20 protein-coding genes are annotated in these 23,651 nt (G+C 41.8%); 13 read left to right on the top strand and 7 right to left on the bottom strand.

Features of this window, described 5'->3' with window-relative positions; translation table 11 throughout:
• Window positions 1–2: 2 nt before the first annotated feature.
• Together AC4MC0_RS05300 and AC4MC0_RS05305 are read right to left on the bottom strand one after the other, a co-directional pair.
• Window positions 3–302 carry an AzlD family protein gene (locus AC4MC0_RS05300; RefSeq protein ID WP_490753115.1) on the bottom strand — a complete coding sequence of 100 codons (300 nt, stop codon included), beginning with the start codon at window positions 300–302 and terminating at the stop codon, window positions 3–5.
• Window positions 299–1,045 (bottom strand): AzlC family ABC transporter permease, encoded by a 747-nt coding sequence (locus AC4MC0_RS05305; protein ID WP_029575069.1) that lies wholly within the window; start codon window positions 1,043–1,045, stop codon window positions 299–301. The genes AC4MC0_RS05300 and AC4MC0_RS05305 overlap by 4 nt, the downstream gene beginning before the upstream one ends.
• 164 nt (window positions 1,046–1,209) lie before the next feature.
• On the opposite strand from AC4MC0_RS05305, the gene AC4MC0_RS05310 reads away from it, so the two are divergent.
• Complete coding sequence (locus AC4MC0_RS05310) at window positions 1,210–1,665, top strand: Lrp/AsnC family transcriptional regulator (RefSeq protein WP_125273521.1); 456 nt, start codon at window positions 1,210–1,212, stop codon at window positions 1,663–1,665.
• A gap of 88 nt (window positions 1,666–1,753) precedes the next feature.
• On the opposite strand, the gene AC4MC0_RS05315 is transcribed toward AC4MC0_RS05310, so the two are convergent.
• Window positions 1,754–2,266 carry a hypothetical protein gene (locus tag AC4MC0_RS05315; protein WP_491887326.1) on the bottom strand — a complete coding sequence of 171 codons (513 nt, stop codon included), beginning with the start codon at window positions 2,264–2,266 and terminating at the stop codon, window positions 1,754–1,756.
• A 429-nt stretch (window positions 2,267–2,695) separates the two neighbouring features.
• On the opposite strand from AC4MC0_RS05315, the gene AC4MC0_RS05320 reads away from it, so the two are divergent.
• From AC4MC0_RS05320 to AC4MC0_RS05335, 4 genes are all read left to right on the top strand, one after another.
• The gene (locus AC4MC0_RS05320) at window positions 2,696–3,862 is read left to right on the top strand and encodes an ATP phosphoribosyltransferase regulatory subunit (protein WP_491887327.1); all 1,167 of its coding nucleotides are present in this window, start codon (window positions 2,696–2,698) and stop codon (window positions 3,860–3,862) included.
• A gap of 69 nt (window positions 3,863–3,931) precedes the next feature.
• A complete protein-coding gene (locus tag AC4MC0_RS05325; protein WP_114836827.1) occupies window positions 3,932–5,251 on the top strand; it encodes an adenylosuccinate synthase in 1,320 nt (439 codons plus the stop codon).
• A gap of 199 nt (window positions 5,252–5,450) precedes the next feature.
• Window positions 5,451–5,756 (top strand): hypothetical protein, encoded by a 306-nt coding sequence (locus AC4MC0_RS05330; RefSeq protein ID WP_004696180.1) that lies wholly within the window; start codon window positions 5,451–5,453, stop codon window positions 5,754–5,756.
• Window positions 5,757–5,942: 186 nt separating this feature from the next.
• Complete coding sequence (locus tag AC4MC0_RS05335) at window positions 5,943–6,716, top strand: M48 family metallopeptidase (protein ID WP_004696181.1); 774 nt, start codon at window positions 5,943–5,945, stop codon at window positions 6,714–6,716.
• A gap of 181 nt (window positions 6,717–6,897) precedes the next feature.
• On the opposite strand, the gene AC4MC0_RS05340 is transcribed toward AC4MC0_RS05335, so the two are convergent.
• Together AC4MC0_RS05340 and crp are read right to left on the bottom strand one after the other, a co-directional pair.
• Window positions 6,898–7,947 (bottom strand): NADP(H)-dependent aldo-keto reductase, encoded by a 1,050-nt coding sequence (locus tag AC4MC0_RS05340; protein ID WP_491887328.1) that lies wholly within the window; start codon window positions 7,945–7,947, stop codon window positions 6,898–6,900.
• A 201-nt stretch (window positions 7,948–8,148) separates the two neighbouring features.
• Window positions 8,149–8,856, bottom strand: coding sequence for a cAMP-activated global transcriptional regulator CRP (gene crp, locus AC4MC0_RS05345; RefSeq protein ID WP_004696183.1), 708 nt, complete (start codon window positions 8,854–8,856; stop codon window positions 8,149–8,151).
• A 147-nt stretch (window positions 8,857–9,003) separates the two neighbouring features.
• Here crp and AC4MC0_RS05350 point away from each other — a divergent pair, with 147 nt between their 5' ends.
• From AC4MC0_RS05350 to AC4MC0_RS05360, 3 genes are all read left to right on the top strand, one after another.
• Entirely contained in the window at window positions 9,004–9,426 is a 423-nt protein-coding gene (locus tag AC4MC0_RS05350) for an OsmC family protein (RefSeq protein ID WP_078426237.1), read from the top strand.
• Window positions 9,427–9,816: 390 nt separating this feature from the next.
• Window positions 9,817–12,396 carry an ATP-dependent chaperone ClpB gene (gene clpB / locus AC4MC0_RS05355; protein WP_078426236.1) on the top strand — a complete coding sequence of 860 codons (2,580 nt, stop codon included), beginning with the start codon at window positions 9,817–9,819 and terminating at the stop codon, window positions 12,394–12,396.
• A 228-nt stretch (window positions 12,397–12,624) separates the two neighbouring features.
• Window positions 12,625–13,911, top strand: coding sequence for a DUF945 family protein (locus AC4MC0_RS05360; protein ID WP_491887329.1), 1,287 nt, complete (start codon window positions 12,625–12,627; stop codon window positions 13,909–13,911).
• Window positions 13,912–14,034: 123 nt separating this feature from the next.
• Here the strand turns inward: AC4MC0_RS05360 and rlmKL are convergent, their stop codons facing one another.
• Window positions 14,035–16,239, bottom strand: a complete 2,205-nt coding sequence (gene rlmKL, locus AC4MC0_RS05365; RefSeq protein WP_335997868.1) for a bifunctional 23S rRNA (guanine(2069)-N(7))-methyltransferase RlmK/23S rRNA (guanine(2445)-N(2))-methyltransferase RlmL — start codon at window positions 16,237–16,239, stop codon at window positions 14,035–14,037.
• A 231-nt stretch (window positions 16,240–16,470) separates the two neighbouring features.
• On the opposite strand from rlmKL, the gene AC4MC0_RS05370 reads away from it, so the two are divergent.
• From AC4MC0_RS05370 to AC4MC0_RS05390, 5 genes are all read left to right on the top strand, one after another.
• Window positions 16,471–16,824, top strand: a complete 354-nt coding sequence (locus AC4MC0_RS05370) for a hypothetical protein (protein WP_335997866.1) — start codon at window positions 16,471–16,473, stop codon at window positions 16,822–16,824.
• Between the two features lie 286 nt (window positions 16,825–17,110).
• Window positions 17,111–18,127, top strand: a complete 1,017-nt coding sequence (locus AC4MC0_RS05375) for an aspartate carbamoyltransferase catalytic subunit (RefSeq protein ID WP_004696193.1) — start codon at window positions 17,111–17,113, stop codon at window positions 18,125–18,127.
• A gap of 10 nt (window positions 18,128–18,137) precedes the next feature.
• Window positions 18,138–19,373, top strand: coding sequence for a dihydroorotase (locus AC4MC0_RS05380; protein ID WP_335997864.1), 1,236 nt, complete (start codon window positions 18,138–18,140; stop codon window positions 19,371–19,373).
• A gap of 160 nt (window positions 19,374–19,533) precedes the next feature.
• Window positions 19,534–20,991 (top strand): OmpA family protein, encoded by a 1,458-nt coding sequence (locus AC4MC0_RS05385; protein ID WP_491887330.1) that lies wholly within the window; start codon window positions 19,534–19,536, stop codon window positions 20,989–20,991.
• 114 nt (window positions 20,992–21,105) lie between these two features.
• Window positions 21,106–22,128 (top strand): DUF1311 domain-containing protein, encoded by a 1,023-nt coding sequence (locus AC4MC0_RS05390; RefSeq protein ID WP_490450324.1) that lies wholly within the window; start codon window positions 21,106–21,108, stop codon window positions 22,126–22,128.
• Window positions 22,129–22,219: 91 nt separating this feature from the next.
• On the opposite strand, the gene AC4MC0_RS05395 is transcribed toward AC4MC0_RS05390, so the two are convergent.
• Window positions 22,220–23,629, bottom strand: a complete 1,410-nt coding sequence (locus AC4MC0_RS05395; protein WP_491887331.1) for a short-chain fatty acid transporter — start codon at window positions 23,627–23,629, stop codon at window positions 22,220–22,222.
• Window positions 23,630–23,651 lie beyond the last annotated feature (22 nt).

Genomic DNA, 23,651 nt, shown 5'->3' on the forward strand with positions numbered 1-23,651 from the left:
GTTTAGATGAGCACGGTACGTAATAATGCCGCGCTCAGCATACTAATCACAACGGTTGGTAAAAGTGAAAAGCGTGAAGCTGCAATTAGAGTGATGGCAATGGCGAGTAGATCTGCGACATTGTCTTTGACAAAATAAGGTGCAATTACTGAAATAAGTACGCAGCCCGGAACAACTTCCAAAATCTTTCGTTGTTTGTTGCTTAAAGCTTTATTTTTCAGCAAAACATAGCCCAATATACGCGTCAGATAAGTGGTGGCTGCGACCAATAAAATTGCGACAAGTGTCGTGCTGTGGATCATAGCTCATCCTCCTGAATAAATAAGAATGCAGAGGCGATACCACAGATTGCACCAATAGGCACATACCAGCCTGTCGGTAAATATAAATAAGCAATGGCCGCACTGATTAGACTGATAAGCCAAGGGCGTGCGGCGCTAAAGCCTTTCCACATGCCACGCAGTAAAACCAGAAATACTGCAGCAAAGGCCATATCAAACCCATAACGGTGAACATCGCCTAGCAAAGGACCAAGAATGGCACCTAAGCTGGTAAAACTGACCCACATCAAGTACAGAGCAAAACAGATGCCTGCGTAGTAGGACATGCTAAAGGCCTGTTGTAACCCAAATCTTTTCTTTTGTTCTGCATCGGCAAGAGCTGCGGCCCAACTTTCATCACACATGAAAAACAGGGCAGGGAAAACCTGTCGATTAGGCAAATGGCGTAAATAGGGCACGAGACTTGCACCCATGAGCAAATGACGGCTATTGACTAAAAAAGTAATGAAAATTAAAACGAGAAAATTTGGTGGATTGGTCCAGACCTCGAGCACGGCAAACTCGGAACCGCCCGCAAAGTTTAGGCCCGTAAATAATGGAACTTCTAAATGGCTAAAGCCTTTTTGAGTGGCTTGTGTTCCTAGGACCAAAGCAAAAGGAATAATGCCCAGCAGCATGGGGATAGATGTTTTAATACCACGTTTAAACTCGACGTAATCTGTAGAGTCATTGAGTTCTTGAGTCGTATTTCTAAGGGAGAACATTTTAAATCGCCTATGCGTGCTAGGTTTTGGTGCAGTAGGTGAATAAGTTTAGGCTTTTTCCGAAGATATTTTTTGCTTTATTTAGCTTAATATAGGGCTTGTTTGGAATAATATGCTGTAATTGGTTAAATATGAGCAAAATTATGCTTTAGGAGGTGAAATTTATGGATCAAACCGATAAACGTATATTGCAAGTGCTACAAGTTGATGGAAAACTTCAAAATAATGAGTTGGCTCAGCGCATTGGATTGTCTGCCTCACCGTGTTTAAGACGAGTAAAGCAGCTAGAAGAAGACGGGATTATTCGGGCTTATGTGGCTTTGGTTGATCCAGCTAAGGTGAATCTGCGTTTGACCGTGTTTGCACGCATTTGGCTAAAAAGTCAGGATCCGCAAACGGTGAACCAATTTGTTGAATCGATTCGTGAAGTTCCTGAAGTGGTCGAGTGTCATTTAATGGCAGGGGATTGTGATTTCTTTTTACGTATTGTGGTTGCAGACTTAGATGCCTATCGACAGTTTCAAATCCATCGTCTAAATAAAATCCCGAATATACAAAGTATTAAAACAGAAATTCCATTACAAAATATCAAACAAACCACAGAATTGCCGATTTGGTAGCTCAAAAGTTGATAGTGAAATCGCCTATGAATCTGGCAGCATGACTCAAAGTGATAAGACTTGTACTCTAGTCATGCTACTTAGGATGTTATGACTCTTCGTTTAAAAAGCCTTCTTTAATTTCTTTAGGCAGATCTGCGTGCCACCATGCATAAATACTGGCTTTAATTTCTTCATCTTCTTCAGGGTCATTTAGAGGTTCATCATCTTCACGAATCAGTTCATCACCTTCAAATTTGAACCAAAACTCCCAAGGATCATCATCACCGCAACCCCATGCTTGCGCATGGATGTCTGGAAGCAAGGCTTTCAGGAAGAATAAAATAGCTTCCATGAACTCATCACCTGATGAACCATGGACAAAGTGTGCGATGGAATAACCCGCGAGGGAGTATAGCGATTCAGGACCTAAGTCAAACTCGATATTATCGACGGTATTTAAAATATATTCGGCCAGTTCAGCACCATGTTCTGGATTGATGTCACAGACTAAAGCCGTAAATTGACTCGCATCGCCGCGATGTTCTTGAAATAATCGGTCTAACTTTGACATGATTTGAGCATCTGCATGCCTGTAATATAAGTTGCTATGCATTTCCATCGAATTTTCCCCAAGTAAAAAATATGTGATTAAAAGTGTTATCGGTATAACGACGTAGTATTTATTGTTGCTGTTAAATTGAGCTGAAGTATAAAAGAATGTGTCTTTTGTGCAAGCACAGGTATAATTGGAAATAAAATATAAAACAAAGTCTTATATGAATTTTTCCAATCTGTGCAGAGCACTAGGATGAGTTAATATTATTTATTCTGATACTTGGGCATTGTCTAAAGCCATGTTTTGAATAGCTCGCTCAAAATCGGTAAGAATTTATAAAGTTGTTAATGAGGACATCAAAACGATAAATTAAATTTTCCGAAATTGTCTAATGCACAGCACATTGTATCGTGATAGACTAAGAGAAATCGGGTGTGCCCCGATTTTTTTATGCGGATTCGTTCCGCGCAGACAAGATTTTAGGTTTACAACATGCCCATTTCAGAGACATGGTTATTACCTGATGGTGTAGCTGATGTACTACCAGAACAGGCGCAAGTGATTGAAACTTTGCGTCGTCAAGCATTAGATTTCCTCGCAACTCGAGGTTATCAGTTGGTGTACACGCCATTCATTGAATACATCGAATCGTTATCTTCTCTTTCAGAATCGAATCAAGATTTAGACTTAGCCACTTTTAAAGTGATTGATCAGCTTTCTGGTCGTTTACTTGGTGTGCGTGCCGATATGACACCACAAGTGGCTCGTATTGATGCGCATGTACATCCAGTTGAAGGCGTTGCTCGCTATTGCTATGCAGGAACAGTCCTACATACCAAACCACAAGGCTTTAATACCACGCGTACACCTTTGCAGTTAGGTGCTGAGCTATTCGGTTCAGACAGCATCGATGCCGATGTTGAGCTGATCGATGTGATGATCAGCCTGCTTGAAAAAACAGGTTTTGCAGACGGTATCCATTTGGATTTAGGCCATGTGGGCTTATTCCGTAGTATGGTGAAGGTTGCGGGTTTAAGCAAAGCGACTGAACGTCAACTCTCTGATTTATACCAACGTAAAGCTCTGCCAGAATTGGCTGAATTTACCCAAGATTTAAACTTTGGTGCTGACTTTTATACTTTAGGTCGTTATGCAAGTGACTTAGCTGCCTTGCAAACGCATTTAAGTGCAGAAGTCATTGCCGATGCTGAATTCAAGCACGCTTTCGATGCATTAAAAACCACACAATCTGAGATTCAAGCACGTTGGCCAAATCTTCAGATGGGTATTGATGTGGTTGAGCTACGTTCGTATCACTACCATACGGGCTTAATGTATGCCGTTTATGCACCAAACCGTGCTGCGCCATTGGCACAAGGTGGACGCTATGACGGAATTGGTGAGCACTTTGGGCGTGCACGCCCAGCAACAGGCTTCAGTTGTGACTTATATGCACTTAGTGCAGGTCGTTTTCAGCAAAACAGTCTTGTGGTTGCTCCCAAAGGTACTCAAACAGATTTGATCCAAGCGATTGAACACACGCGTGCTCAAGGCACGAGTGTGATTCAACTTTTGGGGCAGGATGATTTAACTACGCTTCCATATGCAACGCACCAGTTGGTGAATGTTGCAGGTCAATGGACTGTAGAACAAATTTAATCACTTCTTCAGGTAAGCTAAAACCTGAGAAGTTCTTCAATTTTAACAGCATGATGCAATGAGGCTATTATGGGCAAGAATGTTGTGGTACTCGGTACCCAATGGGGCGACGAAGGTAAAGGTAAAATCGTCGACCTGCTCACAGATCAAGCGGCTGCGGTCGTTCGTTATCAAGGCGGGCATAACGCAGGTCATACACTTGTCGTTGGTGGTAAGAAAACTGTATTACACCTCATTCCATCTGGTATTTTACGTGAAAACGTACTGTGCTTAATTGGTAATGGTGTGGTGCTTTCTCCTGCAGCGCTCATCAAAGAGATGGACATTCTTGAAAAAGAAGGCGTACCAGTTAAAGAACGTCTACGTATTTCTCCGAACTGTCCACTGATTTTGCCAAACCATATTGCACTTGACCAAGCGCGTGAAATCAAGCGTGGTAATGCGAAAATTGGTACCACTGGTCGTGGTATTGGCCCTGCGTATGAAGACAAAGTTGCACGCCGTGCAATTCGTGTTGCAGATTTGGTTCGTGGTGGCGAGCATCTTAAAGCTCAGTTAACTGAACTTCTTGAATACCATAACTTCCAATTAACACAATTCTACGGCGTAGAAGCAGTTAAATTAGAAGATGTACTTGCGCTGTGTGATCAATGGCGTGAAGTGGTTGCACCACTTGTGATTGATGTCACTACAGAGCTGCATAATTACCGTAAAAACGGTGACAACATCATGTTTGAAGGTGCTCAAGGTTCACTTCTAGATGTTGACCATGGTACATATCCGTATGTAACGTCTTCAAATACGACTGCTGGTGGCGTAAGCTCAGGTTCTGGTTTGGGTCCATTACATCTTGACTATGTATTGGGTATTACCAAAGCATATACAACACGTGTAGGTGCAGGTCCGTTCCCAACTGAGTTGGTTTATGACGCTGCAAATGACGTAGGTGATGCGATTGGTAAGCACTTAGGGACTGTAGGTTCTGAATTTGGCGCTTCTACGGGTCGTCAACGTCGTTGTGGTTGGTTCGATGCTGAAATCCTTCGTCGTTCTGTAGACGTAAACTCACTTTCAGGTATTTGCTTAACTAAACTTGACGTTCTTGATGGTTTAGAAGAAGTGAAAATCTGTGTAGGTTACGAAGCAGCAGATTCTGGTTGTGTTGGTTCTTCTGATGCGCTTGCATTTGAAACTTTAAAACCAATTTACGAAACAATGCCAGGTTGGTCTGAGTCTACGTTTGGTGCGAAATCAATGGATCAATTGCCACAAGCAGCGATCAACTATGTAAAACGCATTGAACAGTTAATCGAATGCCCAATCGATATCATTTCTACAGGTCCAGACCGTGAAGAAACGATTGTTTTACGTCATCCATTTGACGCTTAAGCGATGAAGCATTGAACAAAAACCCTGTCTCGTACAGGGTTTTTTATTTGCGCGATAGATCTGCACATGAGCGTGAAAAGTGTTGATTTAAGCTGCTGAGCTTGAATGATTTTCCCGACTAAAGTTGCATGAATAAGCACGACATAATGTATAAGTGCTTGTTAGAATAAAATGCACAATAAACAGATGAGCAGGCAGGATGCAAAAGAATATCGCGGGAACTATTTTTTACTCACTACTTTTTGCTATGGGTGGTGCGCCAACAATCGCGATGATGATTATTCAAGGGCAAACCACCGATCCAGACGTGATTTATAGTGCGCTCATTGGATTGTCTGTGATTATTGCTTGTATCTTGGTGCCGATCATTCTGCTCCAAAATGCATTTCTGTTTGCAAAGCGTAAAAGTGCGACCCTTGAGGAAAAAATTGAACCTTTAAGCCACCTGTATTTGGGTTTAAATATCCTGTGTTTGGTTTATTGGCTTTTAATTCAGTTTATGTAAGTAGGTTTAAGGTGGCGTGTAGATAAGGCTTTACCGCTGAAATTTGGCGTATTGTACTTAATTGTGAAGATATTTTTACATAATTGCTATGATAAAACGCGGTGATGATATTTAACACTTTAAATCTATTCAATATAATTCAGCACATTATGTAAAATGCTTTGAGATGGATGGAGTTAAGCAATAATGAAAAATAAAATATTAATGAGTTTGTGTGCAGCAAGTGTGGTTACCATTTCTGGTTGTGCAACTTTTGCGGAAGTGGCAGGTGCAGATACTGCAACATTAAATGCAGCAGCAACCCAAGGCTTCAACAAAACAGTGAATGAAGCACGGACCACAAAGACCCTAGATACCTCATCAACAACGTATAAGCGTATTTATGGTGTATTCAATCGCTTAAAGCCATATGCTGATCAAATGAATCAAACTGGAACGAAATTTGACTGGCAGTTGGCAGTACTTAAGTCAAATCAGGTCAATGCCTATGTTGCACCTGGCGGTAAGGTGGTGTTCTATACGGGTATTGTAGATAAATTAAACCTAACTGATGCTGAAATTGCAGCGGTCATGGGACATGAAATGGTGCATGCTTTAGAAGAGCATTCGAAGAGTAAAGTGGGTGCGCAGGCATTAACTGATTTGGCCTTGGGAATTGGTCTAAGTGCGGCAGGTGTAGGTCAAACGGGTTCAGCAGCAGCGCAGTTAGGTAGTCAAATTGGTATTGGCTTGCCGTACTCACGTAGCCTAGAAAGTCGTGCAGACCAAGGTGGCTTAATGTTGATGGCTAAAGCAGGCTATAACCCTCAAGCCGCAATTAGTCTGTGGGAAAAAATGAATAAGCTTGATGGAGCAGGCGGTTCTTCATTCCTGTCGACACACCCGTCAAACAGCCAACGTATTGAAGCAATGCGTAAGAACTTAGCCGCTGCTCAAGCGGTTTATAATCAAAGACGTTAATTCGTTTTTGAGTAAAAAAGGACGCCAAGGCGTCCTTTTTTACTATTAGTTGATGATTTTGAAAATCATAAATTATTTGTTACAGATGAAGCAGTGCTTCAAACATTACACTTATCAACCCAATAAAAGCAGTGCAGATTTAGTCTGAGTCATACAATAAAGCAATGCTTTATTGTATGACTCAGGGTGCAGGGTTGGGTTGTTGTTGATGGATAGCTTGAATACCCTGTAAAACTTCTTCCGATAAATCAATCCCAAAGGCTTGAATATTTTCTTTCAACTGATCTAAGTTGGTTGCACCAATAATCGTACTGGTCACAAAAAACTGCTGCTTGATAAAGGCTAAAGCCAGTTGTGTAGGCGTTAAACCATGCCGTTCAGCCAATTGTGCATACTGTTCCGTTGCCCATTCACTCTCTGGGTTGCTATAACGACTAAAGCGGCTGAAAAGCGTCACGCGAGCATTCGCTGGGCGTGCACCATTGCGGAATTTACCTGTGAGATAGCCAAAAGCGAGTGGGGAGTAAGCGAGTAAACCAACGCCTTCATATTTCGCAATTTCCGACATACCAATTTCATAAGTACGGTTCAGTAGGCTGTATGGATTTTGCACACTGACAAATTTAGATAGACCAAGCTGTTCTGCAATCTGCAGGAATTTCATGGTGCCCCATGGTGTTTCATTAGATAAGCCAATATAACGAATACGCCCTTTTTGAATCTCTGCTTCTAATGCTTGTAGTGTTTCTTGCAAAGAGGTCACGGTTTGCGTGTTCTGGGCTTCACTGTTTTCATAGCCTAATTTGCCGAAAAAGTTGGTTGGGCGCTGTGGCCAGTGTAGTTGATATAAATCAATATAATCGGTCTGTAAACGCTTTAGGTTGCCATCTAGGGCAGAAGAAATGTCGCTTGCATTAAAACGAGTCTGTCCATCACGAATATGACTACCACCTTGAGATGGCCCCGCAATTTTAGAGGCTAGAAAGAGCTTGTCTCGACCACCGCGCTGGGCAATCCATTGGCCAATAATACTTTCGGTTGCACCTTGGGTTTCAGGTTTTGGAGGAACAGGGTACATTTCAGCAGTGTCCCAAAAGTTAATGCCTTGCGCTAAAGCATAATCAAGTTGTTCAAAGGCTTCAGCTTGAGTGTTTTGCTCACCAAAGGTCATGGTGCCGAGACAAATTTCAGGAACCAAAACGCCTGTATTGGCTAAGGGTTTAAATTGCATTCAACATTTCCTTTTATGGACTGCACTTTTTCGGTCGAATTAGGTTACACAGTTATGCCCAGTAGGTTAAATCACTATTTTTACAAAGTTTGTCATGATTTTGTCAAAGCAGGATTTAGTCAAAACAGCAATAGATTTAAAGACATAAAAAAAGCAAATCCTAAGATTTGCTTTTGGCTGTATCAGCTATGAAGAAAAGTCTTATTCTTCGTCTTCATAGTCATCAGCATTCGCTTTTGACTCTTCTAAAGAGGCATCGAAAATTAAGATGGCTTTACCATCAGTTTCGATCATGCCTTGCTCTTCGAGTGTTTTCAAAACACGACCAACCATTTCACGTGAACAACCGACAATACGTCCAATCTCTTGACGCGTAATACGAATTTGGCGGCCATTTGGTAAAATCATCGCTTCAGGCTGCGAAGATAGGTCGATTAGGCAACGTGCAATACGACCTGAAACATCGATAAATGCAAGGTCAGTCACTTTACGAGTGGTATTTTTTAGACGGCGTACCAGCTGCGCAAATACTGCATAGCTCAGGTCAGGGTATTGTTTGCTGAGTTCATGGAAGTTTTCATAAGTCACTTCAGCAATTTCGCAGACATCACGTGTACGCACTTCAGCGGTACGTTGTGAGTTTGCTTCGAATAGCCCCATTTCCCCAAAAAAATCACCCGCATTTAAATAAGCGACCACGATTTCACGTTCATCGTCTTCACGCAGAATAATGGAGACCGAACCTTTTAAAATCAAATATAAAGATTTAGATTCTGAGCCTGCATCTACGATGGTGGTACGCTTAGGATAACGATTAATATATGCGCGTTTTAATAATGCTTTGACTGACTCGGGGAGTTGACCTGGAGACAGCGCATCAGTGCTTAATTGTGAAAAGCTTGAAGTCATGCTAACGGTTCCGAAAATGGATAAAATATAGATCGCACAGACCTAGGGTGAACTTGTCACACAGTCAGAGCTGAAATTCCTTATCAACTCAATTTATGTTAGTGTACAGTCACTTCGTCAATCTATAGCTTTTTTTAGGTACTTGCAATGCAAACAACTGTTCATTGGTTAGAGAATGTTGCTTTCGAAGCAAAAACTCAAAGTGGTCACAGTGTTATCATGGATGGATCGCCAGAATATGGTGGTGAAAACCGTGGTCCAAGACCAATGGAATTAATCCTGACAGGACTGGGTGGTTGTGCCTCTTTTGACATCGTGACCATACTTAAAAAATCACGCCAAGAAATTACCGATGTACGCTGTGAACTCAAGGCAGAGCGGGCAGATAGCATCCCTGCAGTGTTCACAAAAATCCACTTACATTTCGTGATTATGGGTCATGCGGTGAAGGAAAAACAAGTCGCAAAAGCCGTGGAATTATCGGCAGAAAAGTACTGTTCTGCGAGCAAAATGTTGATGGATGGTGGGGTTGAAATCACCCATGATTTTGAGATTATTGAAGCAAATTAAACGCTGACTTTTAAGTCATTTGAGGCTGATCTGGTGATCGGCCTTTTTCATGCTTCACGCTTTTGTTTTGATTCCGTAAACTGGGACACAATTCATCACACGAATAAATAGAAAAATGCGTTGCTTGTTTGATTAATAATTGATCAAATGATTTTGGTTGTCACTGATTGATAGGTCGTTGTGGTCTTTAATACATAAATAATGTGGGGTGACGCTTGAAAATAAGGCGGAGAAGACCCATCTTATAACAGAGTCTTATGAGTTTATTATTAAGATAAACTAATGAAAAATAAGTTAAAATGTAGAAAAATTAATTAAATTTGAATTGAATTTTGAGCAATTGTTCCCATATATCCATCAAGTTCGAAATTTATTGTGAGGAAAACAAGAATGCGATTTGAAAAATTCACAAACCGCTTACAGCAAGCTCTCTCAGATGCTCAATCACTTGCAGTGGGGAAAGACCATACCGCAATTGAAGGTATTCATATCTTATCAACATTGTTAGATGAAACCTCCAATCTGAGTTTGTTGCAACAAGCGGGTGCTAATTTACCTGCTTTACAAAGTAAATTAAAACAAGCACTAGCTGATGCACCAACACTGACAAATCCTACAGGTGACGTCAATTTAAGTTCAGAGGCTGTCAAAGCGCTGAATTTGGCAGATAGCTTCGCGCAAAAAGCAGGCGATGAGTTTTTGTCTACCGATTGGGTGATGCAAGCCTTGGCCGAAGTGGGGGCAACTAAAACGCTACTCAACAGCGTGGGCGTACAAGCAGACAGCTTACGAAAAGTCATTTTAAAAATTCGAGGTGATGAGAAAGTCATGAGCAACAATCATGAAGATCAACGTGATTCTCTGAATAAATACACCATTGATTTAACTGAACGCGCACTTGCAGGTAAGTTAGATCCTGTGATTGGGCGTGATGACGAGATTCGTCGTACCATTCAAGTTTTGTCGCGTCGTACCAAAAATAACCCAGTGTTGATTGGTGAACCCGGGGTAGGTAAAACAGCCATTGTTGAAGGCTTGGCACAGCGGATTATTAACCGTGAAGTACCTGAAAGCCTACAAGGTAAACGTGTTTTATCCTTAGATTTGGGTTCTTTGCTTGCGGGTGCCAAATACCGAGGCGAGTTTGAAGAGCGCTTAAAAGCAGTACTGAAAGATTTGTCTAAACAGGATGGTGAAGTCATTTTGTTCATCGACGAATTACATACGCTGGTAGGCGCAGGTAAAGGCGATGGTGCAATGGATGCAGGTAATATGTTGAAACCTGCTCTGGCACGTGGTGAGTTACGCTGTGTTGGTGCAACCACATTAGATGAATATCGTCAGTACATTGAGAAAGATGCTGCGCTAGAGCGTCGCTTCCAAAAAGTGTTGGTCGATGAGCCGAGTGTGGAAGACACCATTGCGATTTTACGTGGTTTGAAAGAGCGCTATGAAGTGCACCATGGTGTGAAAATTTTAGACTCTGCCATCATTGCAGCAGCGAAAATGTCACATCGTTATATCACCGACCGTCAATTGCCTGATAAAGCGATTGATTTGATTGATGAAGCGGCTTCTCGTATCAAAATGGAGCTGGACTCTAAGCCAGAAGCTTTGGATAAACTTGAGCGTCGTTTGATTCAATTGAAACTGCAACTTGAAGCAGTGAAAAAAGATGAAGATGCCGGTAGTCGTGCGGAAGTCGCTCATCTTGAAAAGCAAATTAGCGAAGTTCAACATGAATACAATGATTTAGAAGAGGTTTGGAAAGCTGAAAAAACCTTAGTTGAAGGTACCAAACAAGTTCAAGCTGAATTAGATCAGGCGCGTATTGCGCTGCAAAAAGCGCAGCGTGAAAACGACTTAGGTGAAATGTCGCGTCTTCAGTATGGTGTGATTCCAGAGTTGGAAAAACGTCTCAATGAAGAAGAAGTCGTTGAGGAAAAAGAAGAGCCAAAACTACTGCGTAACAAAGTCACTGACAATGAAATTGCAGAAGTCGTTAGTGCTGCTACGGGCATTCCAGTGGCTAAAATGATGCAAGGTGAACGTGAGAAACTTCTCCATATGGAAGAGTTCTTACATAACCGTGTCGTCGGACAAGATGATGCTGTGGTTGCAGTATCCAATGCGGTTCGTCGTTCGCGTGCTGGCTTGTCTGACCCGAACCGACCAAGCGGCTCGTTCTTATTCTTGGGCCCAACTGGTGTTGGTAAAACAGAGTTGACTAAAGCACTGGCAAACTTCTTATTTGATAGTGACGATGCCATGATTCGTATCGACATGTCCGAGTTTATGGAAAAACACTCTGTCAGTCGTTTGGTGGGTGCGCCTCCTGGTTATGTCGGCTACGAAGAAGGTGGTGTGTTAACTGAAGCTGTACGCCGTAAACCGTATAGTGTCGTGCTGTTCGATGAAGTGGAAAAAGCACATCCCGATGTGTTTAACATCTTGCTCCAAGTGTTGGATGATGGTCGCTTAACGGATTCGCAAGGTCGCGTGGTTGACTTTAAAAATACTGTGATCGTCATGACATCGAATTTAGGTTCGAGTGATGTGCGTGAGTTGGGTGATAATCCTTTGGATGAAGAAGTTCGAGCAGTGGTGATGAATGCTGTGACGCAACATTTCCGTCCAGAGTTTATCAACCGTATTGATGAGTTAGTGGTCTTCCATTCACTCAAAAAAGCGCAAATTCGTGGTATTGCCGATATCCAATTGGATCGTTTACGTGATCGTTTGGTTGAAAAAGATATGCGCTTAACGGTGGATGATCAAGCCTTTGACTTATTGATTGACGCTGGTTTTGACCCCGTTTACGGTGCACGCCCATTGAAACGTGCCATCCAGCAACAGGTTGAAAACAACTTAGCTCAAAAAATATTGTCGGGTTACTATGTGGCCGGAGACAATATTATGATCACTGCACAAGATGGTCAGTTGAGCTTTGACAAAGTGAAAATGAGTTAATCGTGTAAATGGTTCATTGAAACTAAAAAACCCAGCTTCGGCTGGGTTTTTTATTGCGTGATAGAAATGTTAAAAGATGACACTTTTAAGCAAAAATGTGACGTAAGTTTTCACATTTATGTGATGGATATTGCATCTAAGTGATTTATTTGCAAAACAATTATCTTTATTCGAAGATTCTCTTTATAATTTATTTTAATAAAAAACAAACAACTTGAGATAGAAGAAATGACTCAATTGAAGTGGGGTATTGGAGGCGTACTTACGCTTGCTGTGGTCGCAGTAGGGGGGAATCTTTATGCGGATAAAAGTTTGAAGGCTTATTATCAACACAGCATCAAACAGTCGAATGATTTAAAGTTGCAATATCAACAATTTCAAATGGGTGCTTTAAATGGCAGTGCAAACTGGACCGCTGAATTAGTCCTAGACCCATGCAAACCGAAAGAAGTGATCCAATTGAAGGGGCAGGATCATATTCAACGGAGTTGGAATGGATATGCGATTCATTCAGATATTAATATTACGCAAGCACCCGGTGCACTTCAGTCCTTGTTGAAGGAGCCGCTGAAAGTACAAAGCAAAGTGAACTGGTTAGGTACTTTGAATAGTACTTTGACTACGCCAGTGATTACTCGCAATGAAGCTCAACTCCAGTCTAGATTAGACCCGATGACATTAAAGTTTCGGGCAAAACCGATCGAACAACAGTTAAAGATACTGGATTTACAGCTTGAAATTCCGAATTTAACAGTCACCGATCCAAATATACATTTGCAAATGGTGGGGCTGAAGTTAGAAAGTAACCAAGGGCTGAATGGTGAATATCTTGAGGCGGGTGAAACCAAAATTAAGATGGATCTACTGAAAATGTCAGATCGAGATATCAATAAACCTACCAATGCCGAACTTAAGAATTTTAGTATAGAAACGCAAAGTGAACTGACAGACCGAGTTGTAAACACTGAAATGTTATTGCGTCTAGATGAAATGAAAATGCCTTCAGCGCCCGCTGTTCAAAACGTACAGTTTAATTTTAATGTACTCGATATAAACCGACAAAAATTGCAGACGCTGTTTGATATTTTGGCGAAAAGTGAAAACAGTTGTTTGGCAAAAGAGACTGTGGAAAAAGATATGGAGCTTGCTTTGTTGGCAGTGATCAATGAAGGTTTCCGTTTTGAATCCAAAGAGAACCAATTTGCTATTGGGGACGGTGTTGCGCAGGCGAATGTGACGGGGCGTATTATGCCGAGTCATCAATCGACGCTGATGAGTATGGTGAAAATGATGCCAAGTTTGATGGAATACAAAGCAGATATTCAGTTTGATAAAAATATGATCTCGCGCATCATGAATAATTATCTGCAAAAAGGGGGCATCAGCATGTCTGATCAAGAGATCGAAAGCATGCTTTCAACGATGCAGAGTTCAGGGCAGGTGAAGCGTGAAGGGAATATCATGAAAATGTCAGTTGATTATAAATATGGGCAAACCAATTTCCTGACAGAATAATGTAAAAGATGATGATCTAACATAATAAAAGGGACGTATTTCGTCCCTTTTTTATATCTGAAAATTGTCTAATGCAAAATTTAGCGAAGATGAAATGCCAGCGGGTATTTCATCTTCAGTGCATTAGTTTTTTGGATGGGTAATTTTCCACGCACGATGGATTTTTTGATTGCGCTTGAAATCTGGCCCAATGGTTTCACTGGTAATTTCTTCGACATCAAAGAACGCTAAAATTTCTTCGTCCATTTCAAAACCACGGTAGTTGTTCGAGAAGTACAAGGTACCGTCCGTGGTTAAACGGTTCATCGCACGTTTAAGCAATGATAAATGGTCGCGTTGTACGTCAAAGGTACCGTAGAATTTCTTCGAGTTTGAGAAGGTTGGTGGGTCAATAAAGATCAGCTCATATTGCTCATGACCTTCTTTTAACCACTCAAAACAGTCGCTGGCAAAGAATTGATGTTGTTCATCTGCATGGTCGACCGTTAAGCCGTTCAAGACGAAGTTCTCTTTAGACCAGTTCAAATATGTATTTGAAAGATCGACGCTGGTGGTACTTGCCGCACCGCCTAAAGCTGCATGTAAGCTGGCTGTAGAGGTATAGCTATAGAGGTTCAAAAAGTGCTTACCACGCGCTTCTTGCGCAATGCGTAAGCGGATTTGACGGTGGTCTAAGAACAAGCCAGTATCTAAGTAATCAGTTAAGTTCACTAAGATTTTTGCTTTGCCTTCCTGCACGATAAAACGCTTAGAAGCAGTACTTTGCTTGGTATACTGGTTTTTACCTTCTTGGCGAGCACGTGTTTTGATAAAGATCGCATCACGGCCTAAACCTGTCACCGCACGAATTGCCTGTAAAGCAAGATTGAAACGCTTTTTGGCTTTTTCAGGATCGATTTTTTTCGGTGGCGCATATTCTTGGACGTGTAAACGTTCGCCATACAAATCAACCGCGACATTAAAGTCTGGAAGATCGGCATCATATAAACGTAAACAGTGAATGTTTTCTTTCACAGCCCATTTTTTTAAGGTCTGTATATTTTTTTGCAAACGGTTAGCAAAGTCTTCAGCGCCTTCAATTGCTTCAAATTGCTGCGGCTGCCATGTTTCCAAGAATGGCTTGATCACTGCAACAGGTTTAACTGAACCTGAACGCACGTAAATTGGTAATTTACCATTCATCAAACGCATGGTTTGCGGGTCATTCAGCGCCAATACATCGGCTTGCTCGACGGCTGCTGCGATAACCGCTGCAGTTTGATTTGGGAAGTTCTTTTGCAGTAAAGCAGATAAGCCTAAATATAAAGCACGGTTTGAGGCTTTATCACCTAAACGCTCACCATAAGGAGGATTGGTCACAATAAAGGCTGTTTTTCCTTCGGCTTCAAAGTTCGGCCAGTCGGCTAAAGTCCGTTCTTCGATTTGGATCTGGTCAAGTACACGTTCAAAACCAGCAGCAATAATATTTTGCTTGGTGGCTTTTACTGCTTCCCAGTCTGCATCAAATGCGTAGAACTTAGGAAGAGGTTGTTCCAAGGCTGTTTGATGACGTTCAGCAGCTTCTGCTTTAATGCTCATCCACAGATCATGATCATGGCCATTCCAGCCATTGAAACCGAAACGACGAACTAAACCAGGTGCGCGGTCAGTCAGCATCATCAATGCTTCAATAATAAACGTCCCAGAACCACACATTGGGTCAAGGAAAATATCGGGTCTTTTTGCAAGGAGCTTAGCTTTTTGTAAAATCGCAGCGGCTAAGTTTTCTTTAATTGGGGCATCGGTCATATAACGACGGTAGCCACGTTTATGTAATGAATCACCAGATAAGTCTAAACAGTAGGTGTGTTCAGTTTTTCCTGCGAGTGCATAAATGGTAATTTCAGGTTGCTTAATATCAATACTTGGACGCTTACCGACAGCTTCCATGAATGAATCCACGATACCGTCTTTTACACGTAGAGTTGCAAACTGGCTGTTCACCTTAATTTCACGTTCAATATGTAAACGAACGGCGAAGGTGCTTTGTGGTGCAAAAATCAGCGACCAATCAAAGTTCATTGCACCTTCGTAGAGCTCTTCAGCAACATCACGTGCGTCATGGCTAAATTCCAGCTCATGGACATGAATTGGTGTGAGTACACGCGACGCAAGACGCGACCACATACAAATGCGATAGGCATGTTCCAGTGTACCTTTGAAAACTAAACGCCCAGGAAAACGTTCAATGTTTTGAACACCTAAACCTTCTAATTCTTCTTGGAGTAAGGTTTCTAAGCCATCGGCACACGTAACCCAATAGCTGCTTAAACGCGAAGCGGTTTTCATAAATTTGAGAGACCAAAATAAAACAAAATAAACTCGCTAAAGTTTAACGTATTTTGCCTCTGAATGGTTTTTTAAATACGCCTCTACTCAGCGGAAATATCAAAATAAATGAATCACCATGTGAACAATAACGTTTTTGGTACGTATTTTGCTAAATCCTTGCAAGTTTAATTTACTGACTGATTTCTGCTAGATCGTCAGTAAATATTTTTCACTTGAAAGGGGATGAATATGTCGACCAAGTTAGATTGCGGTGTTGTAAGTCATGCTGATGCTTTTTCAATTGCAACTTTACTTTATGCACGTTTGCGCCGTGTATCGGGGCGTGTAATTGATGTGATGTATTTGGTGGAAAATCCAAGTTATGCACGTCAAATGGCAGAGCTTGCTTTAAGTACAGAAGATGCTGAACTGATTCGATTGGTGAGTCGTTTAGACAGTGTCATGGATGTTTTTAACTATGAAGAAACCGCCGTGATCGAAAAACCTAAACAGGTCGACACGACACGACATGAGTTGGAAGCCACTGAAGAAGAAATCTACCGTGCCCAGGTGTCACATCACTATATTGGCGCTTTACGATAAGAATCGCTGAAGTTGGATCGCTCTCGCAAGAGAGCTTTTTAAAATGTCCGCTTGGGATAAATGAGATAAGAAACTCTATAGAATTGATATTTATAGCAATTTGATGAACTCTGAATTTGGCTAATTTAGCCTTTAATGGTTTAATTTAACTGGTTGAAATAATAGATAAGAATTTCATAATCTTAGTTTTGAAGCCGATGATAATTAAGGCAATTGTTTTAAACTGAGGTCCAAATCAAAAAGAAAATCTGTATAATGCGTTAACTTAACGTACAAGGAATCTCTCATGCACTTGGCAGCATTGCATACTCCGAGTCAGATTCAACTCAACCAAGATGGTCATCTCAAACACTTCCTCACCATCGAAGGTCTTTCTAAAGAAACTCTTACAAAAATATTGGACACTGCGCAGTCCTTTTTTAATGACCAAAATCAGCTGATTACCAACAACCTCTTAGAAGGTCGAACGGTAATGAACCTTTTCTTTGAAAACTCAACCCGTACTCGTACCACTTTTGAAGCAGCGGCAAAACGTCTTTCTGCAAATGTATTAAATATTGATATCGCACGTTCAAGTACTTCCAAAGGGGAGACGCTCAGAGACACTTTGTGGAACTTAGAAGCGATGGCTGCGGATATTTTTGTGGTACGTCATTCTTCGTCGGGTGCGGCACATTTTATTGCCCAAACCGTTTGTCCGCATGTTGCAATTATCAATGCTGGTGATGGCCGTCATGCACATCCAACACAAGCTATGTTGGACATGCTGACCATTCGCCGTGAAACCAAAAAGAAATTTGAAGATATTTCAATTGCCATCATTGGTGATATTAAACACTCACGCGTGGCGCGTTCAGATGTTGCTGCATTACAAACACTCGGCTGTAAAGACATTCGTGTAATTGCACCGAACACACTGCTGCCATATGGTTTTGATGAATATGGTGAAGGTGTGCGTTTATTTAATAACATGGAAGCAGGGATTCAAGACTGCGACGTGATTATTACCTTACGCATTCAAAATGAACGTATTGATTCGCCTGCGCTGTCATCTCAAGCTGAATTCTACAAAATGTACGGTTTAAACAAAGAACGTCTTGCGATGGCAAAACCTGATTGCATCGTAATGCATCCGGGGCCTATGAACCGTGGTGTAGAGATTGATTCCAGTATTGCCGATGGTCCACAGTCTGTGATTTTAAATCAGGTGACCAACGGGATTGCTGTACGTATGGCAGTTTTGGCGCTTGCAATGCAAGGTCAACTGCAAGAGCAAGGTTTGTTAGATGCGATTGCTGGATAAGGAATAAGTCATGACTGTTGTAAAAATTGAAAATGTACGTGTTCTTGACCCAATTCATCAAACAGATGCGGTTCAAACAGTGTATATCGAGAATGGCAAGCTGGTTGCTGAAACAGCTAATGTCACTGAAACAATTGATGGTCAAAGCAAGTGGTTAATGCCAACCATGGTGGACTTATGTGCACGCCTACGTGAACCAGGTCAGCAACAGCACGGGACATTAAAATCAGAAGGTCGTGCTGCGCGTGAAAATGGTATTTTGCATGTATTTACACCGCCAGACTCAAAACCGATTGTGCAAGACAATGGTGCTTTGATTCATGGTTTGATGGAAAAAGCGATGTTGGATGGCGGCATTTATCTTGAAGTGATTGGTGCTCAAACCCAAGGCTTACAAGGTAAGCAACCTGCAAATATGGCGGGTCTTAAAAAGGGTGGTTGTACAGCTGTTTCAAATGCCAGTGCGCCTTTTGCAGATGACGATGTGGTGCTGCGCACTTTAGAATACGCAGCAGGCCTTGGTATGACGGTGGTGTTTTATGCCGAAGAACCGCAAATTGCCAAAGATGGCTGTGTCCATGAGGGCTTTGTGGCATCGCGTCAGGGCTTACCAACCATCCCTGCGATTGCCGAAACCATTGCCATTGCCAAGTATTTGTTAATGATTGAAGCGACAGGTGTTCGTGCCCACTTTGGTTTATTGTCTACAGGTGCTTCTGTCGATTTGATCAAAATTGCCAAAGATAAAGGCCTGCCAGTTACATGTGATGTGGCAATGCATCAGCTACATTTAACAGATCAGCTGATTGATGGCTTTAACTCACTTGCACACGTCCGTCCGCCATTACGTGCTGAGTCGGATAAAGAGCTCCTGCGCCAAGGCGTGAAAAGTGGCGTGATTGATGCGATTTGTACGCATCATGAACCGCTGAGCAGCTCTGCAAAGCTAGCACCATTTGCTGAAACACAGCCAGGCATTACCGCTTTTGATACCTATGTAGCTTTTGGTGTGCAATTGGTGCGCGAAGGTTTGTTCAGTCCTTTGGAATGGGTCGAAAAAGTCACGATTGCACCAGCCACGGTAGCCAATATGCTTGAACGTTGGTCTGCTGAAGCTGGCTGGGTGTTGATTGATCCTGAGTTAGACTGGATTGTGAATAAAGACAATATTTTGTCACAAGGTAAAAATACACCTTTGATCAATCAAGTGGTGAAAGGAAAAGTTATAAAAACTTTTGCAGCTTAAATATTGCATGAAACGTGGATTAAAAAGTCAGCTTCGGCTGGCTTTTTTATTGGGCCTAGAGAAAACTGATGCAAATACAATATTTTACAAAGTATAAAAAATGAACAGATAAACTGAAAAATGACGATGAAAACAATGAAAAAAAGTGGGGTAAGACTTCATGAATATCGATTTTATGGATTTACTAAAACAAAATGTCTCTGCAATTGTTTTAGAGGGTGATACACAACATTTACTTGAAAAAAATCAAGCAATTCAATCCTTTTTACCAATTTTACTGTCTATATTAAAGTCAAAGTCTGAACTGATTCCTGCATTTCAACAGCAGTTGAATCCACGTCTCAATGATGCTTTTGCATCGAATGTCAGTCTCAAGCAGCAGTTTTTGGAGCATGTTCGCGGGGCAGCGTCCGCAGATGAAATTGAAAGTACCTTGAGCCGTTCGATTACACCTGCATTAGCATTTTTAGCCACTGAGGCAGGCTCTTCAGAACCTGAAGCGATTTCCCATTTACTAGGGGTCAACACAGATTCCATTAGTCGTGCCTTACCTGAGTGGGCAAGCGCGTTACTGGCTGGATTAGGGGTAAATACCTTACAAGGACAGGCTACACATGTCGCACCTGCAAGTGTACATGCCACAAAAGTAGACGAGAAACGGTCATTTTTACTGCCAGTTTTGGCTTTAATTATTTTTGCGGCATTGTTTGCTTTTATTTTTAGGGCCTGTACCGACAAAGCCAAGACTGAAACAGCACCTGCTGCAAATATGAATGCCAGTCAGCCCGCTAAATTTCAAATCACCACAGGGGCAACAGGAGACTTGGTTACCTGCCAAATTTTCTCAGCCAATGCGGCTTATGTTGAAATTTTGCAAAAAGAAGTAAAGCAAATTTTTAATAACAGCATCGGCTGTGGTGCAGATATGCAGAGTATGTATCACACTGAATTTATTGACCAAGATGCGATACCCAGTGTAATCAGTGCGTTGAAAGGTGTGCCAAATGTAAATTTAACATGGTTTGGCAATCAGTTATCGATTCAATCGCAAGATCCAGCCAATGCACTTAAAGTGGCAGATCAAATTAAACCTTTACTGCGTAATATGACAGTTGTGACTCAGCAACCACTGGATGTAAACCGTGCCGTGGATACCAGTATTAGTGATGCTGAGCGTGCGCTGGCAGAAATTAATCCTGAGCAAGTTCGAGCACTAGACGTTGCCACGGCATTGAATTTACAAATTATTAACTTTGATACAGCTTCATCGGCGATACCTGATGTCAATAAGTCGATTTTGGATCAGGCTGCAGCACTGATGCAAAAAGCACCTCAAGTCAAACTGACCGTGATGGGGCATACAGATGCAACGGGAGATGCGGCAGTCAATAAAACCTTGTCGCAAAATCGAGCGCAGGCGGTGGTGGATTATTTAATTTTTAAAGGCGTCGATCCTGCGCAGTTGCGAGCGATTGGTTATGGCCAAGAAAAGCCAATTGCAGACAATCAAACCGATGAAGGTAAGTTTAAAAACCGCCGTATCGAGTTTGAGGTTTTAAATACAGACTCGGGTGTGGTGCGTGAAGTGGATGATCGTGGTGTTGAAAAGGTTAATTAAGCGATGTTTTAACCCTGCTACGGCAGGGTTCTTTTATACAGCTACTCGCATAAAAGCTTATTTTTTGGTTAAATACGCTGCGAAAAACAACAACCTTATGGTTTTATAATAATGATGAAGAAAACAATTTTTGCCAGTCTAATCTTGAGCAGTTTATTTTTAAGTGCTTGTAACCGAACCGAGAATAAAACAGAAACGGTTGCTGAACCGCAAGAAATGTCAGATTGGAGTTGTACGGCTCCTGCCAATGTCGAACAAATTCAAGCGCATTTAAAAGCTGAATACTTAAAAGCCCTAGACCGCCGTCTGCGTGATAGCCGTGAATATGAGGCCGATGAAAAATTATTAACGCAGATTAATAACGGCATTCGCTTTGAAATTAAAGGGATTTCAACAACTACAGAAAAGCCTGATACAGCGAAGCAATTGGACTGCGAAAGCCAGTTGGTGGTGATTTTCCCGAAAGGGTTACAGAAACGTGCTGAAAATGCGTTTTTAGCGCGTCCATGCGAAGAGTGTGAGGACGGTTATCAAAGTACTTTGCGTGATGTCTTAGAAGAGGGGGAATATTCACTCAACTTAGACAATGATCAGCTACAAGGTGCATTTAGCTATAACATCATTAAAACGGATAAAGAGGGCATTAGCCTCAATGTACCCAATCAAAATGGCGTGATTGATGGTGTGGTTTTGGTGACTCAGCATGCGGTGCAGTTTGCGGCCTATGAAAAAGCCAATTTAGAGCAGCAAGAAAACATCAAACAATATAATGAGCAAGAAGTTGCGCAGATGGAACTGGCACAGAAAGCCATGAATATTCGTAAAAAGGAATTGGATGCTGACCAAGTCAAAGTGGTGGAACGCCTGAACCAAACTTGGGATAATTTCACTGAGGAGCAAAAACAGCAGCTACAACAAGACCAAACGGAGTGGTTTGAAAAACGTGATGTAGACTGTAAAGTGATTTCTCAAAAAAGTGTCTATCAAATGACGGATAGTGAAAAAGAAACCTATCAAAAGCAGTCGCAATATTGGGATGATGCTTTACGTGCCCAAGATCAACAATTGCAATATACCAAGTGCTTTAACCAAAAAACTAATGAGCGCATTGTGTATTTAAATAATGTGTTTAATTAATTGGACTACATTAAAAATACGCTTTATAGAATGAGAAAAGGACGAATATGATTCGTCCTTTTTTATTTAGATTGTGTTTTTTGTCCCTCGTTTAGAAGGTAGGTGGCATATAGGTCAGGCTACGACCTAAAATCCAAAGTAGGAACAGCACCAAAGGCAGATGGAAAACCAATTGAGTGACAGTAAAGCCGATCACATCTTTGGCTTTTAATTTGAGAATGCCAAGCATGGGCAGCATAAAAAATGGGTTGATTAAATTCGGCAAGGCTTCAGCAGCATTATAGATTTGCACCGACCAGCCTAAATGCACTTTTAAATCATGTGCAGCTTGCATGACATAGGGTGCTTCAATAATCCACTTACCACCGCCAGAAGGAATGAAAAAGCCTAAAATGGCAGAATATAAGCCCATCACAATGGCAAAGGTTTCTTTGGAGGCAATCGAAACAAAAAACTTAGCAATATAATGTGATAGCGACAAATCATGACTGTTTAACGCTTGTGTCATCATAAAGGCGATACTGCCATACAGCGGAAACTGAATCAGGACCCCTGAGACTGCTGGCACGGCTTTGGTGACAGCATTGAGGAAATTTCGTGGCGTACCATGTAGTGCAATACCCAGCATCAGGAAAATAAAGTTGTAGGTATTTAGGCTTGAAATGGCCAAGATCGGATTACTTTTGCTGAACTCATTGAACATCCAAACTAGACCCAAGAGCACAATCAAGATACTCAATAAAGGCGAGTTCTCTAACCAGTCTCCTGGGCGTTTTGTGGTTGGTGTCGGCTTAGTTTCTTCCTCAAACTGGATGGGGAATTGATCAATGGTTTTAATGTCTTGCCCTTTGGGTGCAGACCAAAATGCAATAGCAATCGAGGCAATAATCAATACAGCCGTCATGATCATCGACTGAGGCAAGAAAATGGTTTCGGTAAAGGGAATCACACCGGTTAGATTGTAAATCGATTCGGGCAGGCTGGCTTTGTTGGCTTGCAGTTGTGCCGCAGAAGAACTAATACCTAAGGCCCACGTTGCTCCCATACCAATAATCGCGGCGGCAGCGGCAGCACGATAGTCCATATTCAGTTCTTTGCGTTTAGCTAACGCAATCACCAGCAGGGCAGTCAGTACCGTACTCATGGCCCAGTTAATCAGCGAAATTAATAAACTGACCGTGGCAACAAGCACAATTGCACCGCGACCACTATGGGGAATTCGGGCCATTTTTTGAATCAGCAGCTCTACAGGCTTTGAAACAGAAACCACATAACCAACCACAATCAGCATACACATTTGTAAGGTAAAAGGGATCAGACTCCAAAAACCATCACCAAAGGAAACTGCGACATCTTTGGCAGGTGCGCCAATGCTGATCGAGGCAATCGCGACGATCACGACACCCAATAGGGCAAAAATATAAGAGTCTGGAAACCATTTCTCCGACCAATCACTGACACGTAGTGCAAAACGTTGCAAAATATTTTGAGAGTTTTCCATGCATTGATTCCATTTTTATCTA

Source organism: Acinetobacter sp. CAU_H_S139_7 (genome assembly GCF_058599305.1).

Coding starts and splice junctions, on each gene's coding strand:
- AC4MC0_RS05300 (WP_490753115.1), bottom strand. CDS start 302: ATGATCCACAGCACGACACTTGTCGCAATTTTATTGGTCGCAGCCACC.
- AC4MC0_RS05305 (WP_029575069.1), bottom strand. CDS start 1,045: ATGTTCTCCCTTAGAAATACGACTCAAGAACTCAATGACTCTACAGAT.
- AC4MC0_RS05310 (WP_125273521.1), top strand. CDS start 1,210: ATGGATCAAACCGATAAACGTATATTGCAAGTGCTACAAGTTGATGGA.
- AC4MC0_RS05315 (WP_491887326.1), bottom strand. CDS start 2,266: ATGGAAATGCATAGCAACTTATATTACAGGCATGCAGATGCTCAAATC.
- AC4MC0_RS05320 (WP_491887327.1), top strand. CDS start 2,696: ATGCCCATTTCAGAGACATGGTTATTACCTGATGGTGTAGCTGATGTA.
- AC4MC0_RS05325 (WP_114836827.1), top strand. CDS start 3,932: ATGGGCAAGAATGTTGTGGTACTCGGTACCCAATGGGGCGACGAAGGT.
- AC4MC0_RS05330 (WP_004696180.1), top strand. CDS start 5,451: ATGCAAAAGAATATCGCGGGAACTATTTTTTACTCACTACTTTTTGCT.
- AC4MC0_RS05335 (WP_004696181.1), top strand. CDS start 5,943: ATGAAAAATAAAATATTAATGAGTTTGTGTGCAGCAAGTGTGGTTACC.
- AC4MC0_RS05340 (WP_491887328.1), bottom strand. CDS start 7,947: ATGCAATTTAAACCCTTAGCCAATACAGGCGTTTTGGTTCCTGAAATT.
- crp (WP_004696183.1), bottom strand. CDS start 8,856: ATGACTTCAAGCTTTTCACAATTAAGCACTGATGCGCTGTCTCCAGGT.
- AC4MC0_RS05350 (WP_078426237.1), top strand. CDS start 9,004: ATGCAAACAACTGTTCATTGGTTAGAGAATGTTGCTTTCGAAGCAAAA.
- clpB (WP_078426236.1), top strand. CDS start 9,817: ATGCGATTTGAAAAATTCACAAACCGCTTACAGCAAGCTCTCTCAGAT.
- AC4MC0_RS05360 (WP_491887329.1), top strand. CDS start 12,625: ATGACTCAATTGAAGTGGGGTATTGGAGGCGTACTTACGCTTGCTGTG.
- rlmKL (WP_335997868.1), bottom strand. CDS start 16,239: ATGAAAACCGCTTCGCGTTTAAGCAGCTATTGGGTTACGTGTGCCGAT.
- AC4MC0_RS05370 (WP_335997866.1), top strand. CDS start 16,471: ATGTCGACCAAGTTAGATTGCGGTGTTGTAAGTCATGCTGATGCTTTT.
- AC4MC0_RS05375 (WP_004696193.1), top strand. CDS start 17,111: ATGCACTTGGCAGCATTGCATACTCCGAGTCAGATTCAACTCAACCAA.
- AC4MC0_RS05380 (WP_335997864.1), top strand. CDS start 18,138: ATGACTGTTGTAAAAATTGAAAATGTACGTGTTCTTGACCCAATTCAT.
- AC4MC0_RS05385 (WP_491887330.1), top strand. CDS start 19,534: ATGAATATCGATTTTATGGATTTACTAAAACAAAATGTCTCTGCAATT.
- AC4MC0_RS05390 (WP_490450324.1), top strand. CDS start 21,106: ATGAAGAAAACAATTTTTGCCAGTCTAATCTTGAGCAGTTTATTTTTA.
- AC4MC0_RS05395 (WP_491887331.1), bottom strand. CDS start 23,629: ATGGAAAACTCTCAAAATATTTTGCAACGTTTTGCACTACGTGTCAGT.